Below are 15,565 nucleotides of genomic sequence, written 5' to 3' on the forward strand. Positions count from 1 at the left end.
TTTGACCGACTTTGTACTTGTTTATTTAATTCTGATTATTGGCGCTTGCCTGCAAAGTGTTATTGGCTTTGGTTTAGGCATGCTATGTGTGCCTGTACTTTACTGGCTGATGCCAGAGCTGGTGCCTGGGCCAATGATTCTGAATGCGCTGTTTTTAACGTCGGTGTTAATGATTAAACACCGCGGCGCGATAGACATGAAACAAACAGGCATTTCCATTATTGGTGGTGCAGTGGGAGTTATCTTTGCTGCTGTGGTGATGTGGTATGTCAATGCGAAGCAGTATCAACTCTTGCTAGGAGTGAGTATTTTGGTAGTGGTGGCATTGTCTATCATAGGTATGAAACCAAAAATTTCCACCATTACAAGCTTACTCGCGTCAATGTCGTCGGGCTTTTTAGGTACCACAACGTCAGCCGGTGGCGCGCCAATGGGGCTACTCTATCAAGCTGAAGATAAAGATAAAATTAAAGCAAACCTGAGTGCCTTTTTTGTATTTATAAACTTGTTTGGCATTATTGTATTGATGCTGACAGGCTCTGCCGATATGGCTGATGTAAAGCTGTTCTTTTTCTGCTTACCCGCTATTTTAATTGGCTGGGGCTTGTCGTTTGTGATCAACAATAACCTCAATGAAAAGGCCATTCGCGGCATCATCTTGCTGGTTGCTGGCTTATCTGGTCTAGCACTTATTTTCATACACAGATAGAATGAGAATAGTTCAGCAGTTTGTGTAATGAAGCCTATGCTCGATGACACCATTAAAGTAATCATTTCTAGCCAATGCCAATTAGGTGAAGGTGCCTATTTTGCAAAGGCGCATAACTGTTTATTTTGGGTCGATATTTTAGGGCAGCGTTTGTTTCGTTTGCATTGCCAATCAATGCGCGTCAGCCAGTTTACCATGCCAGAACCAATTTGTTGGGTGATGGAAACCGAGCAAGCAGAGTTAGTTGCAGGCTTTGCTAAAGGCGTTTATAAGCTTAATAGTGAAGACTTTAGCCGCGAACTTCTTTACTCAATCGATCACGAACCCTCACAAAACCGCTTAAACGATGGTAAAACGTCTCGCCAAGGCTTTGGTTTTTTTGGCTCAATGGACTCTCAAGAGCAAACCAATAGTGGCAAGTTATACCGTTTTGGTCATGGTCAGGCTCCGACAGCAGTTGATCATGACTACACCATTAGCAATGGGCCTGCGGTAAGTAAAAATGGCCAGTTTCTATATTCTACAGACTCAGATAAACAAACAATCTACCGCTTCACTCTGAATGAGCATGGCGAGCTTGCTGATAAACAAGAGTTTATTCGCTTTACTGACAATATGGGTTTTCCTGATGGCATGACCGTTGATAGCGAAGATCATCTGTGGGTTGCTGCATGGAATGGTTATGGCGTGTATCGTTTTGCCCCAAACGGTGAGCAAGTACAGTTTATTCGCTTACCCGCACCGCGTGTTACGAGTGTCGCATTTGTAGGTGAAGAGCTCACGCATCTGGCAGTGACAACTGCGGCAGTAGGGCTAGAAGACTCAGTGCTCGCTGATTACCCTCACAGTGGTGGCGTGTTTATTCTCGAGCCGGGCGTTAAAGGTATTGCTGAAACGCCCTTGAAGCTATAGGTTTTCCATTACTTGATAACGCAACTCGCCAATAAACGAGCGTGCTGCAGGACCCAGTTTGTCACCGTCTTTAAAGAGTAAATGTAACTTAGCGCTGCGACTGCTGTTATGGGTTAAATTAAGTGCTTTCATTTGCCCTGCCGCAAGTTGTTTTTCTATCGCGACTTTTGGTAACCACGCAAAGCCCAGTCCATTACTGATCATATCAATTGAAGTGCGTAAATGAGTAACAGTCCAGCGTTGATCGGCACCTAACCAGCCACCATCTTGTTTGTGTTTATTCGCTGAATCGCGAACTACAATTTGGCGGTGTGATTTTAAATCTTCGAGTGTGATTTCACGCTCTATCTCATGCAAGGGGTGATCTGGATGTGCTACAGCAATAAACTCGATATCACATAACTCTTCGTGAAAGTTTGCTGCAATTGGAAAGCCGGTAATGGCAATATCAACCTGATCGTTTTCGAGCAGCTCATTGCCCCCCATTAGCACAGATTCATGCAGCTCAATACGCAGTTGCGGGTATTGCGATGACGTGTCGTTAAGTACTTTATAAAGCAGTTGTTGTGGGAAAATAGCATCAACAGCAATGCGTAACTTACTTTCGATACCTTCACCCAAGGTTTGCCCAATGGCCTCAACTTTAGCTGCCTCATCAAGTAAGTAATTAGCACGGCGCAGCATCATTTCGCCGGCTTCAGTGAGCACGGTTTTACGGCCTTGAATGCTGAATAACTTTACATCGAGTGCAGATTCAATTTTGCCAACTGCATTATGAATACTCGACTGGCTTTTATGAATACCTTGTGAGGCTTGGTTAAAGCCTCCAAATTCAACAACAGCACGAAACATGCGCCACTGTTCTAGCGTAATTCTTAGCATGATGTTCCTTTGCTTACTTAACTACCTAATAGTACCTGTAAATGCTGAAAAAGTTTACTTTTTAGGTGAGGGCAACTCAATATACTCAAGCTCATCACCGGGAATTTTAGCAAAACGCTGTGCTTGCCAATCTTGTTTTGCTTGCTCGATGCGCTCTTTGCTGTAAGCAACAAAATTCCAGTGTAAATACGGGACTTTATTGAATTTACTGCCACCGAGTAAAATAAAGCGGCTGTGCACCAGTGTCGTTATTTCGTGTTCGCTGTCATCAAGTAGCACAAAGTCGCCTTGGGTATAGCGAGTATCACCCACACTAATTTCACCATAAATAACATATACAGCGGTTTCATGGTGAGGATACGGCTTAGTTATATGGCTACCTTGCTCTGCTACCGTATCGACATAAAACATCGGTGAGTAGCTTTTCACAGGGGAGCTTAAGCCATAGGCATCACCGACAATGAGTCGCATCAGCACGCCTTTTTCGATTTTCTCAGGCAATTGCTGTTTTTTGATATGTTCAAAACGCGGTGCTATTTCGGTCATACTCTCAGGTAAAGCAACCCAGCATTGCAGACCATTAATGTCGTGCTCGCTCGCCCGCACTTCAAGGCTTTCTCTTTCTGAGTGCACTATACCGCGACCTGCGGTCATCCAGTTAACATCGCCGGGTTCTATTTGCAGGCTATTACCTAGCGAATCGCGATGGTAAATATTGCCAGTAAATAAATAAGTGAGCGTTGATAGGCCAATATGAGGGTGAGGCTTCACATTTATGCCTTCACCGCGAGGAAAGTGATTTGGCCCCATGTGGTCAAAAAAGATAAATGGGCCAACCATTTTTTTGTCAAAATGAGGCAAGATGCGTTTTACATCGAGCCCACCAATATCATGGCTGGTTGCTGTTAATAACGTTGCCATATTCGCGCCCTCTTAAAAACAAATTCAGCCAATAACCTAGGTTATTGGCTGGGATAAATGTTATGCCTGACTACGTTTTAACACTAGTTGATCTAGGCTGATTTTGCCTGCACCAACACTGGCTAATGCTAAAAAGCCGCCTGCCATTGCAATGTTTTTGTAGAACATTAAAAATTGCATTTGATCATCAAGCTGAAAGTGGAATAACAAAGCACTAACTAGGCTGAAACCAGCAAAAGCGACAGCGGTTAGTTGTGTTAAAAAGCCCAGTAAAATAAATAATCCGCCAACAATTTCAAAGGCAATTACAAACGGCAGTAAGAACTCTGGTAAGCCTACTGATGCCATGTACTGTGCAGTTGCATCAAAGAATTCTATTTTGCTAAAGCCGGTTAGTAAAAAGATGGCCGATAAACCAATACGTGCCAATAAAGTGCTAATATTTTGTAAGTGTGGTTGAGCTGAGATTAAAGTAAAAAGTTTCATAGTAGGTATCCTGTTTAGTTAAGCAGTGTGTCTGCGATGGAGTAACTATAAGTTCACTTTAAAAGAATTAAAAATTGTAAAATTAGTGTTTATCATTCTTTAAAAAAGAATTTAAAAGGAGGTTGAATATGAAGTTGTTGTTATTAATAGGGTTTTGTTTTTCGGTGACTACAAGTAGCTTAGTGTTTGCCGAACAAAATTTACCAAATAGTCGTCATTATGAGTTGCTAGCTTCTGATATTGCGGTGCAGCAAAGCTGGCAAGTTAAAGACACAATTAAAGGTTATGAGATGCTGGAATATCAAATTAACCTTAATAAAGGCACTACTTTAAAGGTTGATTTTTCTCCATCAAATTTAAGCAACTACTTTAATATTTTACCAAAAGGCAACCCAACTGCTTTGTTTGTTGGCCCGGCAAAAGGTGATCATGCCGAGGTTAAAATTCCTGATAATGGCGATTATGTGATTCGGGTGTTTTTGATGCGCAATGCTGCGCGACGTGATGAACAAAGTGAATTTACAGCAGATATTAGCGTCGTAAAAAGTACATTAAAAGGCATGCATCCAAGCTGGGATGTCGATGGTGATGGGGTAAATGATTGCGAGAAAGACGGTAGCTGCGATCACACGGTTGACTACAGCCTTCCTCGAAAGTCGAATTAGGCCTTTGCTAAGGCCTAATCAGCATATTATTCAGGCGCTACTTCAAGCGTTGTGAATAATGAGTAACGAACGTTATCGATATCTGCTTCTGCTGGTTTTTGATCAACAGATGCTTCAATCAAATACATATCGGCGTGAGCGAATGTCACAGTAAAGAAACCTTCTTTATCGGTTGTTACTTTAACTTCGTCACGCTCATTACGGTAGCGAGCACTACCACGAACAATAGCAAGCTCAACGTCAGCAGCTGGTTTGCCATCCATTAGCAATTGGAACTTAGCTTCTTCACCAGCAAACAGGTCGTTCGGGTGAGTAGGGCCTGAAATTTCTAAGCCCTGACCAAGCAATGTTGGCTTAGAAGTACCATTACGGCTAACAAAAGTATCAACAGTTGCGATTGATTTTACAGTGCGCACGTCGGTTGCGCCTGCTGGTAGGTCTGCTTCTTTTTTACCTGCGAAAACACGGCCGCGATTGCCGTCTTTATCTTTATAGAAAGTCATTAGCATTGGCTTTTGCTGCATAGCAATATGGTAAGTACCGTCTTGCGTTAAGCTCACTGCCGCTGAGTTTTTGCGTTTTAAATAGTATGCGCGAATCGTTTCTTCAACCGGTTTACCGTTTGGAGCAAGGGCAATTAATAAGTTGTCGTCATACTCTGCGCCTTTTTGTTTTGGGCGGTATGCTTTATCTGGGCTAAACAACTCATTAGAAATACTGGCATCGATCATCACATAGTGAGTTTTCTCACCAGATAAAGAAGTGTGAGATGGCATTAACCAACGGGCATGTGCTTGTGCATAGCCAGATGCAATTGCTGTGAAGGTCACGGCGCCGATCAGCGCCGTTTTTAATAATTTTAATTTCATTGTTTGTCCTTAATTACTGGTAATGGTAACAAAGCTAGTCGCGAACTCTTTTTCGCCTTTAATTGTGACTTTGCCGTCTTTCGTTAAGTCGATTTCAACGCGGGTGTAATCTCGGCCACCTTCTTCACGTACAACTTCAACATTTAGTAGGTAGCTACCAGGTTTAACTGGATTACCTTTTAAATCTTTACCTTGCCACTCAATGGTGTAAGTGCCTGGGCGTTTTGTTGCACCTGTTACACCATCAAAGCTGTCGTTGCTACGACCTGCTTTTCGCCACCACTGACGTAAGTCTTTAAACCATTCAGCTTTTTCGACCCAAAGTGCAATAGTGGTAACGTGTTTACGTTCAGGTGTTTCTAGCCATAACGCCACGTAAGGGCGATGATATGGGGAAACATCTAGCTCAGGTAAGGTAAATTCAACGGTTAGGTTGGGATCTTTTGCAAAGCTCAGAGGGCTGAACAAACAGCCAATTAGTAGAGCAACGAGTAAGTGGGCTTTTTTCATTAAGATACTCCTTTAAGTTGAGGCACCCAAACTAGATAAATAACCAAAGGCGTGGCAACACCAAGCAGCGTTAACCAAAGGCCTGCGGCACGTTTTTTACGGTTTTGAAAGAGAATAAATAATCCGGTAATAGCAAACAGAATCATCAAAACAGCTGAGATATCAATCACCCAGCTCCATGCTTCGCCTGTATGGCGGCCCTTGTGTAAGTCACCAATCAGACTCATAAAGCCACCAGTTTGATAATCAATATTAAGTTCACCGGTTTGAAAATCGATTTCGGCATAGGCAAAGCCAGCCGGAAGCGGGTAGTCGAGCATTACCAAGGCATCTTCTTTTTCCCACTCAATACTTTTTACATTGCTGAGTGAAAACTGCTGTTGCATGTATTGCTCTATTTCAGGGTAAAGGCTTGGTAATGTGTCGAGGTTTGCTTGTGCTTTTTCGAATAGCTCTGCAGAAACAAGTAGTTGGTTCTGACCATTATGTTTATCATTTTCGAGCCAACTAACGTGGTTAAGAATGATGCCACTGACACAAAATAAAATAAGCAAAAAGAATAAGGCCGTTGAAAGGTATATGTGTAAGGCGCGGCTAACGCTATAAAAGCTGCGTTTGTTAAATGAGAACATAATGCGGTTTATTCGTTAAAGATACAAATATGATAATGATTTGTATTACTGATAACAAGCAGGTTTACGTTCTTTACATTTCTTTGTGCTAGAAATGAATAGCGAGGTAAGCCATAACAGCTAGTTGCGAACTGAGAAAACAAGCAAGCAACATCAAGCGCATCTGTGTGGTTATATTAACTTGAATTAGGGTTGGTTTATTTGGCTCAGATGGGCGGTTAATTAAATAGGCTAATACGCTCAATTCAATCACTGCTACTAAATACATCACCCAAATTGGCGCGGCACTTAGTAGTAAAAAAGCATATCCGATAGCCATACCAAAACCTGCTAATAACTTAGCACGGGTAGGGACAACCTTATGCTCTTGCCAAAACCTTAACGGTTGGCCGTATCTGGGGTGGTTTAGCAGCCAGGCAGAAAGCTTGGGTGATGAGCGGGTAAAGCACGCCAATGCTAGTATAAAAAAGATAGTCGTCGGCATCACAGGTAATGCAATACCTATGATACCTAAACCCACCATCAATAACCCGAGTAATTGATAGCAGCCATTTTTATAGGCGGTAAACGCCGCTCTCACATTCATCAATAAAGCTGGGCCTGATAAAACTTAAATCGTTGCAGTGCTTGCTCGGCACCCTCTATCAAGGTGGCTTGTTGCTGTTCACAGAGCTCAAGGTTATCAATAAGATGATTTAGTTGACAGTCTTTAGAGTATTCACTTGCTTTAGCAAGGTAGCGTGCACCACGTTGATTATTTAACTTTAGCTCAGCTTCTACCTGTTTGCCTAATGTAGCTGCAGAAAATTGCGCTCCTTCAATTACATACAGCCAACCAAGTACATAGGCAAAGTCGGCATTTTGAAAGCGGCAGGGGTACTGTTGATGATTTGGTAATGGGTGCTTTAAATCGTCTAAGTCCTGCTTGATTAAAGATAATCGCGTACGATCATGTAAGTTATCTATATATTGATGTAAATCAGCATGCTCGTAGAGGCCTTTTAATTCTAACTGGTAGACATACTGTAAGGTTAAAAACTTTTTATAGTTATCTAAATCAGCACTAGGCGCTAACGCTAATAAATGATGATCAATATCATCGGTTATGATGCTTATCGCTTGTTTTAGCTTTTCAGCTCGAGAAAGTAGCTCGAGTATTGGCATGAATATGTTCCTCTGCAACGTCTATAGAGTAAATGCACGGAGTAGTTGATGTTGTCATAGGGTTATACCCATAATTTCTAAGTGATAATCAGACAAAGCTGCTATACAGCTTTTAACAATAAATCGGGCTTAGAATGATGTTATATAATAATGATTTTCATTTGTATATCCAGAAAATGTTTTTACTAAAGGTACAGAGCGGACCTGAATATTCTTTGTTTTGTGTTTGTAACGTTTTATCAATATTCCAAAGCTACATTGTTAAAAAGTAAAAAAGCATGGAGGTGTTTGACTGTGAAGTTTATTTCCAACATGCTTTATAGTATGTACTAAGCGATGCTTGATGGTCGTGTAAGGATATATGTCACAATAAGAATCTTTATAAAACCAATCATGAAAACCAGCCATAGAGCGGGTTCTACTAAGGCTAATAATGAGAAACTAAAACATATACACGTTACTGCCATGAGCTTTGCTTTGACAGGTATTACCTTGTTTTCTTGCCATAAACGCAATGTTAATCCAAAGCGAGGGTGGTTAAGTAACTGCTTTGCATGTGTTGGTGAAGCATGACTAAAGCACACTAGGGCAAGTATAAAAAAAATCGTTGTTGGCATAATAGGCAAAGCCATACCTACAACTCCTAGAGCTACTAAAGTAAACCCACTTAGTTTTAGTGTGGTTTGTTTGTACCTTATTAGTCGAAGGTTAAATTTCATGAATACACTTGGCTTTGAAATTGTTGAAAACGTGCAAAGGCTTGGCGAGCACCTTCAATTAGAGCAGCTTCTTGGGCTTGTGTTAGCTCTAACGTGTCTATTAGTTGTGTGAGTTCTCGCCATGCACTTCCTCGACCTGCTCCAGGTCCTTTCAAATATCGAGCGCCATGGTTAGCATCGAAGTTTAGCTGTGCCTCTACTTGCTTACCAAGCATAGCAGCTCCAACTTTTGAGCCCTCAACAACATAGAGCCAACCTAAAGCGGTAGCAAAATCTGTCTCATGGGTGATAGAAGGTTCTAAAGGGGTTTCTGGTAATGCGTATTTCAGGTCTTGAAAGTCCTGTTCTAATAAAGACAAGCGACGACGTGCGATTAGATCATTTATATGCTTAGCAAGTTCTGGGTGTTCGTATAATGCACTGACATCTTTCAAGAAGTTGTACTGTAAACTTAAAAATAATAGATAGCTGCTTGTATCGGCAAATGGGTTTTGGGCCATGATGCTTTTATCGACATTATTGTGCACATCAGTCGTTGCTGTTTTTAGTGCTTGAGATCGCGAATGTTCAGTAATGGTAAGAGACATGTTTACTCCATAGATAAAGCACATTGCAGTGAAAAATGATCGCTGCAATGTATAAGGTAAAATAAGAACTTAAAGTTTGATTTCTAGGCCAAGAGTAATGGTCTTTCCAGGCTCGGGCATGGCGACAATAGAACCCGTTGAAACTTTATATTGGTCAGTTAGATTAGTTACAGATGCATAGCCACTCAGGCTTTCGTTGAACATGTAATCAAGGTAAAAATCTAATTGATAACCAGATGGGATATACTCAAGTGCATCAACACCTGTTGATGATAAGAAGCCGCCAGGGTGGCGCTTATCGGTATGCTTTTTATAAATAAAACCTGTATCTAATGAATCATCAAACAAGGTTGCACCGATATTGACGATGTAACTCTTTTCTGGAGGAATTCGCAACGGGGTTAAACTGCCTAAAAAGCCTTCACTATTACAACGTTCAGCACCGCCAATATCTGCCAATTCATTTGAACACATCTCTACGTCTTGGTAATTGATCATTGATGCAGATGCATAGAGGTACTGACTTTTATAATCTAGTTTTAACTCGATACCGGGAAGGGTGAATGAGTCATAGTTTGTAAATGCATAGGTGCGTTGCCAAGAATACGCTTCAGGATCCTTGTTGGGTAGGTTCGCCGTAGCAAGCATATCTTTTATTTCAGTGTGGAATAGGCTGAAATTGAAAGTAAAGTTATCATTGGTTGCGATGATATCACTAAATGTACTTTCAATATTCAATTCGTATGAATTTGTTCGCTCAGGAGTAATTGGGTAGCCGGGTGAGAAAGAAAACACCTCATTAGAAACGGTTCCCTCGTATAAACTCGGCATTCGATATGCCTTACTATACTTAGCAGATACAAATGTGTTGCCAATCAGAAGATATGAAGCTTGCAAGGTTAAATCTAGTTTAGCATCAAAGTCATGCTCTAATTCAGCTTGGCGGTCTTCAATTTTGACATCATGAAGGTTCATGTTTAGTAGTAGTTCTAAGTCATTAAAATCTAATTGCGCATTAGCAAAAAAGCTATTTGAGGTTCGCTTACCATCACGTGATGTAGGGTATTTTGTATAGAAGGTATCTTCATAACCTTCTTTTGGTTTTAATTCTTCAGACTGCCATGCGTAGCCAGTGGTCAAGGTTGTAGGGATCTGGCTGGCAATTTTAAAGCTTGATACATTATAAGCACTAAAGCCTGAACGAGTATTTGCATACTGGTGGGTATATTGTAATGCGTTTGAACCTAGGTTGCTTGCCAATGCATTGTATTGATCTAATTTTGCATGCGTGTTCCAAAGGTTCACTTTCAAATCGATAAGTGAGTTGTTCGTTGGTAAGTAGTGGTAAATAGCACTGATACTATTTACATGTGCTGTACCAAGTTGCCATTGTGGCATTGCCTCTTCACCTGCAGGAATTTCTTCCCATGTGCCGTCAGGTAGGCGGCGGTAATCACCTTCTTCATATTTGTGCCAATAAGAAGCGAGCATTTCCCCTGCGGCTTGTTGATGATGGCGGGTATTGACTTCGAGAGTGTGTTCATCGGTAAACTCATAACTAAATTTAGCTAAGTAAGATTCACTTTCAAAGCTCGTATTAACGACTTCTGCGCCAGGTGATACCGGAGGGTGAATTTCAAAAGTACTCAGCCAACCCTCAACAACTTCAACAAAATCTTCATAACCATTACTACCAGCAAAGTAGTTGCCGACCTTTTTGTCACTAAAAGCAAATACTGCGCTGAAGTCATCATTTTTATAAGCTGTAGCTAGAACCATTGACCCGTTTTCAAAGTCTGTACTGTTATGGCTTGGCGCTACTTGGTAATACTCTTGCTCTACAGGGTCATCACTTACTTTTGGCATGGAGTTGTTGTTGTATGTTTTTAGTTTTACTAATGCGCCTAAATTTTGACCTTCCTTTAAAATATCAGCAGGATTTAAAGTGCTCATACTGACTGTGCCACCGATAGCGCCTGCGCTAAATGGTGAGGCTTTTGCCGTAGGGCCTTTTTCGACATTCACTGTACTGATCAGGTCTGAGTCAATGTAAGTGCGATCAGAGGTGCCCATATAACCGCGGTTAGTGTGAGTAGACTGTAAGCTACCATCAATAAAAATGGGAACTCGGCCTTCACCCTGTACGCCTCGGATGCCCACGTCTAATGCACCTGCTTCGTTACGAATATTATTCGCCTCAATTCCTGAAAAAGTTGAAAAAATATCAGAGTTTGAAAGGCCGCTTGTGCGGTCCATCTCTTCTCGAGTTATTTTTAATTGCGTACCTTTTACTACGATAACTTCTATATCTTTTTGTTTTTCTGTTAAATCATTAGAGACAGCGCTGTCTTTATCGGTAGTAGAAGAGGTTGAGTTTTTTGAATTGGTCGACTTTATAACAATACTATTATCGATTACTTCTGCTCGAATAGCTGTATTCTTAAGAGCGACTTCTAAAGCATCATATACTGATTTTTGGCCATGTATTGAAGGAGCTACAATACCTTCTAATATTTTTGCATCAGCAATAAGGTTCATGTTCGCTTGCTGTGCTAGCTGGTTAAGTGAGTTACTTAATGATTGCTCAGCAATGTTAAAAGTAAATACCGCTCTATCTTGAGCGGCAAGGGGAGCGCTTAGGGCTAACCCAAGTGCAAATGCCAAAGGTGATAATTTAGTGGTTAAAGAGTAAGGGGTTTTCATTCATTTACATCCAAGTAATTAACTAACTAAAATGAAAACGAATGAGAATGAGAATCCCTCAATAAAAACTTTATAAATTATAGTTTGTTTATAATTATCTGATCTTTTTCTGTTTTTATTTCAACAGGAACTACATGGGGTAATAATTTTAAAAAATTATCCAATTCTGAGGCATTAAATGTTCCAGACAAAGGTAGTTGGCTCAATTCATTGCTGGCAAATTTAAATTCTCTGTCATGGTATCGGTTGAACTCTACAAAAACTTCATTGAGAGGTGTATTGTCAAAAATTAGTCGCCCATGTTGCCATGCATCAATAAGAGTTGGGTTGATATTTTCAACAGAGATACCTTGCTCATTAACATAGGCTTGCTGACCTTGTATTAGTTCAACAGTATGCTGATTACTTTGAACCTTGACTCTACCATGCGAGACGCGAATGCGTGTGTTTAATGGTTTTTTATCGACTGTAAACTTAGTACCTAACACGGTTATTTTAGTGGTATCTGTATTGACGATAAATGGTCGCTTGGGGTTTGTCGTGACATCAAATAAGGCTCGCCCTTTTACTAAGGTATTAGAGCGAATGTGCTCATTAAAATTAACGTTTAGGATTGTTTGTGCATCTAAATATAGCTTAGAGCCTTCTGGTAGGTTTACTTTAAGCTGCTCACCGATTGCTGAGCTATATTGAGCACTGTAATCGCTGCTTTCAGTTTGGGGCAATAATGTGAAACTGATCAGGCTTATCATGAATATCGCTAAGCATGCTGCTGTTGCCATCCATACATTTGCTTGTGAAAAACGAAAGACTTTTGATGTAGATAGGTTCTCGATTTCTTGTTCTGAAAACTGTGCTAACAAGCCGTCTATTTGTTTACTTTCTTCGAAAATAGCCTTGTGATCAGGGTTTAGTGAAAGCCAGTACTGAAATTGCTCTTCTTGTTCTGTAGTAAAGCCACACTTTTGCTGTTCTAGCCACTTATTTGCTTGCTCTTGCAATAATGTTTGCTGACGGTCCATTGTATACTTTCCTATTTTCTATTCAGTGTTTCACGGCATAACATCATGGCTGTTGCTAGGTGCTTTTCAACCATACTAACAGAAATGTTCATTTGCGATGCAATTTGATGTTGGCTAAGATTTTTAAACTTATAAAGTACAAAGGCTTGTTTTGTTTTTTGCGGCAGCTGTTCAATGCATTGGTAAAGTTGCTTGAGTTGTTGCTGTGCCGCGAGTTTTGATTCTGGCTCAAAGTCAGCGGGAGCAATAAGATCTAGTTCAACCTCTTCGGTTACTTTTCGCTTTTTACGATACTGATCAATAAGAATGTTTTTTGCTGTAGTAAAAAATAGAGCACGCTGCTGGGTTGAATCATGATTTGGATTGTTTTTCTTATGATTCAGTATCCTTAAGTAGGCTTCTTGTACAATGTTTTGCGCCTTTTCTTTACAGCCAACGGAGCGTGAAATGTAATTTAAAACTTCAGCGTAATAGCGTTCCAAAAGTCACCTTTTTAGGTAATTTAAAAAGGAAAAGGATACTAGCTGTCAGTCAACTAAATGGCAATAGTTTTCGTTTGCATTTATAACTGGTTTGAGGTGTGACAAATAGCCCAGCGCAAGGCTGGGCTAAATAGGTGTATGGAGCAATAGGGTTACTAAAAGTAATAACCTATATTGATATTGAAGCGGGTTTCAGTCTCGTCGCTGTCGCCAGCAATTGAACCACCAACAAATGGTTGGTTTTTCGCTTGTACAAAATCAAAGTAAGTGAATAAGCCACCTGCGGCAACAGATACACCGGTTACATTCATCCATGTATCTTCGCTGTTATCTGACTTGTCATAAATGATGCCGTAGTCATTATAAAACTGCAGGTTTGTTACCGGCCCCCACTCTACAGGCAGGCTGTAAGCGATATTAGCATTAGTCATGGTCGCTTCTGCGGCAATACTATCGTAAAACGCATAAGCACCCACGGCCATACGGTCGACGTTGTCGATATCGTAGTTATACTCACCATGCTGGAGCTGGAAATTCCATGGACCAATAGTACTGTTTAAGTGCACAGCCCAAGCGTAGTAATCGCCGGCTTTATCTTCACCGTCATGCAAGCCACCCGATAACGCAGAAACACCTAGCTCGGTGGTGCCGCCGTCATGCTCAAAATGATAGCCATAACGACCAGAGAAGGTGTTGTACTCACCAATCGCATTGGTTGGTTCGGCATATACACCTTCATCAGCTGAGCGGAAACCAACAACATCATATGAGTAGCGGTCGCTTCTGTCGCTTACGTAACCATCAACACCACCTAGCTCATCATTTTTGAAAAAGCCCAGATCAATTTGCCAGTTGTCAGCAATTTTGCGCTTGAATAGCACACCCAGATCGTGGTCATCTTCAAGACCAATATAGTAAGTGGTGCCAAAGAAGTAGTTGTGTGAGTTATAAGGCCAGTTACCAAAGGGCACTTTGGTAATACCTGCCTGTACCTGCCAGTCTTCGGCAAAGTCATAGGCTGCATAGGCATACTTGACTGCAGTCATGTAATCGAAAAAACGGATCTCAGCGTTAAGCTGCACATCACCGACATCGCCTGCAAAATTTAGCCTGAAGATGTCAAAATCGAAGTCACCACCGCGGTTTTTATTACCATCGTTATAAGATGTATGGCTGAAGTTGGTACGTACTGCACCCCCGACCTTAATGCCAGATTCTTTTTTAGGAGCTTCAACAGCTGCTGTTTGTTGCTCAAGTTGCTTTTGCTGTTTTGCTACTTGTGCATCAATCTGCGCTTGTTTTTCGGCTTGCTGCTGCGACTTTTCTTCGGCAGCATCAAGTTTGCTTTGCAGTTGTTGCATTTGCTGTTTCAGCAATTGCAGCTGCTTTTGAAGGTCATCAATTTCAGATGCCTGACTAAGACTTGAAGTTGTGCCCAAGGCTATTGCGAGGGCTAACTTTGATAGTTTAAGCATGAATTTTCGCTAGTGTTGGAATGGGTACTACCAAGCATAGTTGATAATCATGCTGAACCCAAGACTAGACACAGAAAATTAATATTAATCAATCAGTTTTAATTTTTACTGTGGTTCTAATGTCTTGGTGATTGCGCCAACTTCAAGCAGAGGTGAGGCATCAAGCTGATCTGCATCCATCATTGCGGCAATACGTTGCATTGATGAAAGTAGTAAGCTTTGCTCCCACTCATCGAGTGCTGAGAACTTTTCAATGAAGTGTTCTTGCAGAGGCTGAGGTGCTTGATCTAGTAGCTGTTTACCCGCTTCTGTGAGATGCAAACTAACTCGGCGTTTATCTAATTGGCTACGTACACGGGTGATCAGGTTACGGTTTTCTATACGGTCTAAGATATTAGTAACCGTCGCTGGGCTTAGATTTACATTTTGTGCAATGCGACTAGCGGTTATGCCATCGGTTTGTGCAACCTCGTTCATAATCAGTAATTGTGGGCCTGTTAAGCCAGAGGTTTTATTGAGCTGTTTTGAATGAAGGTCGATGGCTCTGATCACTTTACGCAGCGACACTAGTAGCTCGTCATACTTTTGCATGTTTCTGTCTCTTAAATAAGGCGGCGTGGAGCAACCGCAATCAAAAAATTTTACACATCTAATAAATTGAGTTCAAATAAATAATGACTATATTGCTTATAATTTATGGCCATAAAGGTTGTTTTTGTGCTTTTAAAATAATTAGAGCAGAAATTAAAAAGCAAAAGTTAAAATTTAGATGGAGTAATTGTTGTTAACACTTAAAATGCAACTACGAGGTGACACCATCACTTTGT

Annotated in this window: 17 protein-coding genes and 1 pseudogene; 3 read left to right on the forward strand and 15 right to left on the reverse strand. The window is 41.0% G+C overall.

What is annotated here, in order from left to right; translation table 11 throughout:
* Position 1: 1 nt before the first annotated feature.
* Positions 2–709, forward strand: coding sequence for a sulfite exporter TauE/SafE family protein (locus tag EXT43_RS15080; RefSeq protein ID WP_062566342.1), 708 nt, complete (start codon positions 2–4; stop codon positions 707–709).
* A 27-nt stretch (positions 710–736) separates the two neighbouring features.
* The gene (locus EXT43_RS15085) at positions 737–1,621 is read left to right on the forward strand and encodes an SMP-30/gluconolactonase/LRE family protein (RefSeq protein ID WP_240701514.1); all 885 of its coding nucleotides are present in this window, start codon (positions 737–739) and stop codon (positions 1,619–1,621) included.
* On the opposite strand, the gene EXT43_RS15090 is transcribed toward EXT43_RS15085, so the two are convergent.
* The 3 genes from EXT43_RS15090 to EXT43_RS15100 are packed head-to-tail and all read right to left on the reverse strand — an operon-like array spanning position 1,616 to position 3,910.
* Entirely contained in the window at positions 1,616–2,503 is an 888-nt protein-coding gene (locus EXT43_RS15090) for a LysR family transcriptional regulator (protein ID WP_054562975.1), read from the reverse strand. The genes EXT43_RS15085 and EXT43_RS15090 overlap by 6 nt on opposite strands.
* A gap of 54 nt (positions 2,504–2,557) precedes the next feature.
* Complete coding sequence (locus EXT43_RS15095) at positions 2,558–3,424, reverse strand: pirin family protein (protein WP_062566341.1); 867 nt, start codon at positions 3,422–3,424, stop codon at positions 2,558–2,560.
* A 60-nt stretch (positions 3,425–3,484) separates the two neighbouring features.
* Complete coding sequence (locus EXT43_RS15100; protein ID WP_054562973.1) at positions 3,485–3,910, reverse strand: DoxX family protein; 426 nt, start codon at positions 3,908–3,910, stop codon at positions 3,485–3,487.
* 128 nt (positions 3,911–4,038) lie between these two features.
* On the opposite strand from EXT43_RS15100, the gene EXT43_RS15105 reads away from it, so the two are divergent.
* Positions 4,039–4,575 carry a hypothetical protein gene (locus EXT43_RS15105; protein WP_130167343.1) on the forward strand — a complete coding sequence of 179 codons (537 nt, stop codon included), beginning with the start codon at positions 4,039–4,041 and terminating at the stop codon, positions 4,573–4,575.
* Positions 4,576–4,601: 26 nt separating this feature from the next.
* Here the strand turns inward: EXT43_RS15105 and EXT43_RS15110 are convergent, their stop codons facing one another.
* The 12 genes and pseudogenes from EXT43_RS15110 to EXT43_RS15165 all read right to left on the reverse strand — a co-directional run bounded on the left by EXT43_RS15110 (position 4,602) and on the right by EXT43_RS15165 (position 15,329).
* Entirely contained in the window at positions 4,602–5,444 is an 843-nt protein-coding gene (locus tag EXT43_RS15110; RefSeq protein ID WP_130167344.1) for a DUF4198 domain-containing protein, read from the reverse strand.
* Positions 5,445–5,453: 9 nt separating this feature from the next.
* Entirely contained in the window at positions 5,454–5,954 is a 501-nt protein-coding gene (locus tag EXT43_RS15115; RefSeq protein ID WP_055198551.1) for a DUF2271 domain-containing protein, read from the reverse strand.
* Positions 5,954–6,586, reverse strand: a complete 633-nt coding sequence (locus tag EXT43_RS15120) for a PepSY-associated TM helix domain-containing protein (protein WP_058586042.1) — start codon at positions 6,584–6,586, stop codon at positions 5,954–5,956. Before EXT43_RS15120 ends, EXT43_RS15115 begins: the two co-directional genes overlap by 1 nt.
* Before the next feature lie 196 nt (positions 6,587–6,782).
* Positions 6,783–7,172: pseudogene (locus EXT43_RS15125) on the reverse strand (YbaN family protein); the annotation flags it as partial.
* Positions 7,172–7,750 (reverse strand): biliverdin-producing heme oxygenase, encoded by a 579-nt coding sequence (locus EXT43_RS15130; RefSeq protein WP_130167345.1) that lies wholly within the window; start codon positions 7,748–7,750, stop codon positions 7,172–7,174. The pseudogene EXT43_RS15125 and the gene EXT43_RS15130, both read right to left, overlap by 1 nt.
* 329 nt (positions 7,751–8,079) lie before the next feature.
* Positions 8,080–8,469, reverse strand: coding sequence for a YbaN family protein (locus EXT43_RS15135; RefSeq protein ID WP_130167346.1), 390 nt, complete (start codon positions 8,467–8,469; stop codon positions 8,080–8,082).
* Positions 8,466–9,056 carry a biliverdin-producing heme oxygenase gene (locus tag EXT43_RS15140; RefSeq protein ID WP_130167347.1) on the reverse strand — a complete coding sequence of 197 codons (591 nt, stop codon included), beginning with the start codon at positions 9,054–9,056 and terminating at the stop codon, positions 8,466–8,468. The genes EXT43_RS15135 and EXT43_RS15140 overlap by 4 nt, the downstream gene beginning before the upstream one ends.
* A 69-nt stretch (positions 9,057–9,125) precedes the next feature.
* Positions 9,126–11,759: a TonB-dependent receptor plug domain-containing protein gene (locus EXT43_RS15145; protein ID WP_130167348.1), complete on the reverse strand. Its 2,634-nt coding sequence runs from the start codon at positions 11,757–11,759 to the stop codon at positions 9,126–9,128.
* 77 nt (positions 11,760–11,836) lie between these two features.
* A complete protein-coding gene (locus EXT43_RS15150; RefSeq protein ID WP_130167349.1) occupies positions 11,837–12,781 on the reverse strand; it encodes a FecR domain-containing protein in 945 nt (314 codons plus the stop codon).
* Between the two features lie 11 nt (positions 12,782–12,792).
* Positions 12,793–13,263: a sigma-70 family RNA polymerase sigma factor gene (locus EXT43_RS15155; RefSeq protein WP_130167350.1), complete on the reverse strand. Its 471-nt coding sequence runs from the start codon at positions 13,261–13,263 to the stop codon at positions 12,793–12,795.
* Between the two features lie 155 nt (positions 13,264–13,418).
* Positions 13,419–14,738: a porin gene (locus EXT43_RS15160; protein WP_062566332.1), complete on the reverse strand. Its 1,320-nt coding sequence runs from the start codon at positions 14,736–14,738 to the stop codon at positions 13,419–13,421.
* Between the two features lie 105 nt (positions 14,739–14,843).
* Positions 14,844–15,329, reverse strand: a complete 486-nt coding sequence (locus EXT43_RS15165; RefSeq protein ID WP_054562966.1) for a MarR family transcriptional regulator — start codon at positions 15,327–15,329, stop codon at positions 14,844–14,846.
* Positions 15,330–15,565: the final 236 nt, after the last annotated feature.

The sequence above is a fragment of the Pseudoalteromonas sp. CO109Y genome, assembly GCF_004208935.1.
Lineage (GTDB): Bacteria > Pseudomonadota > Gammaproteobacteria > Enterobacterales > Alteromonadaceae > Pseudoalteromonas > Pseudoalteromonas shioyasakiensis.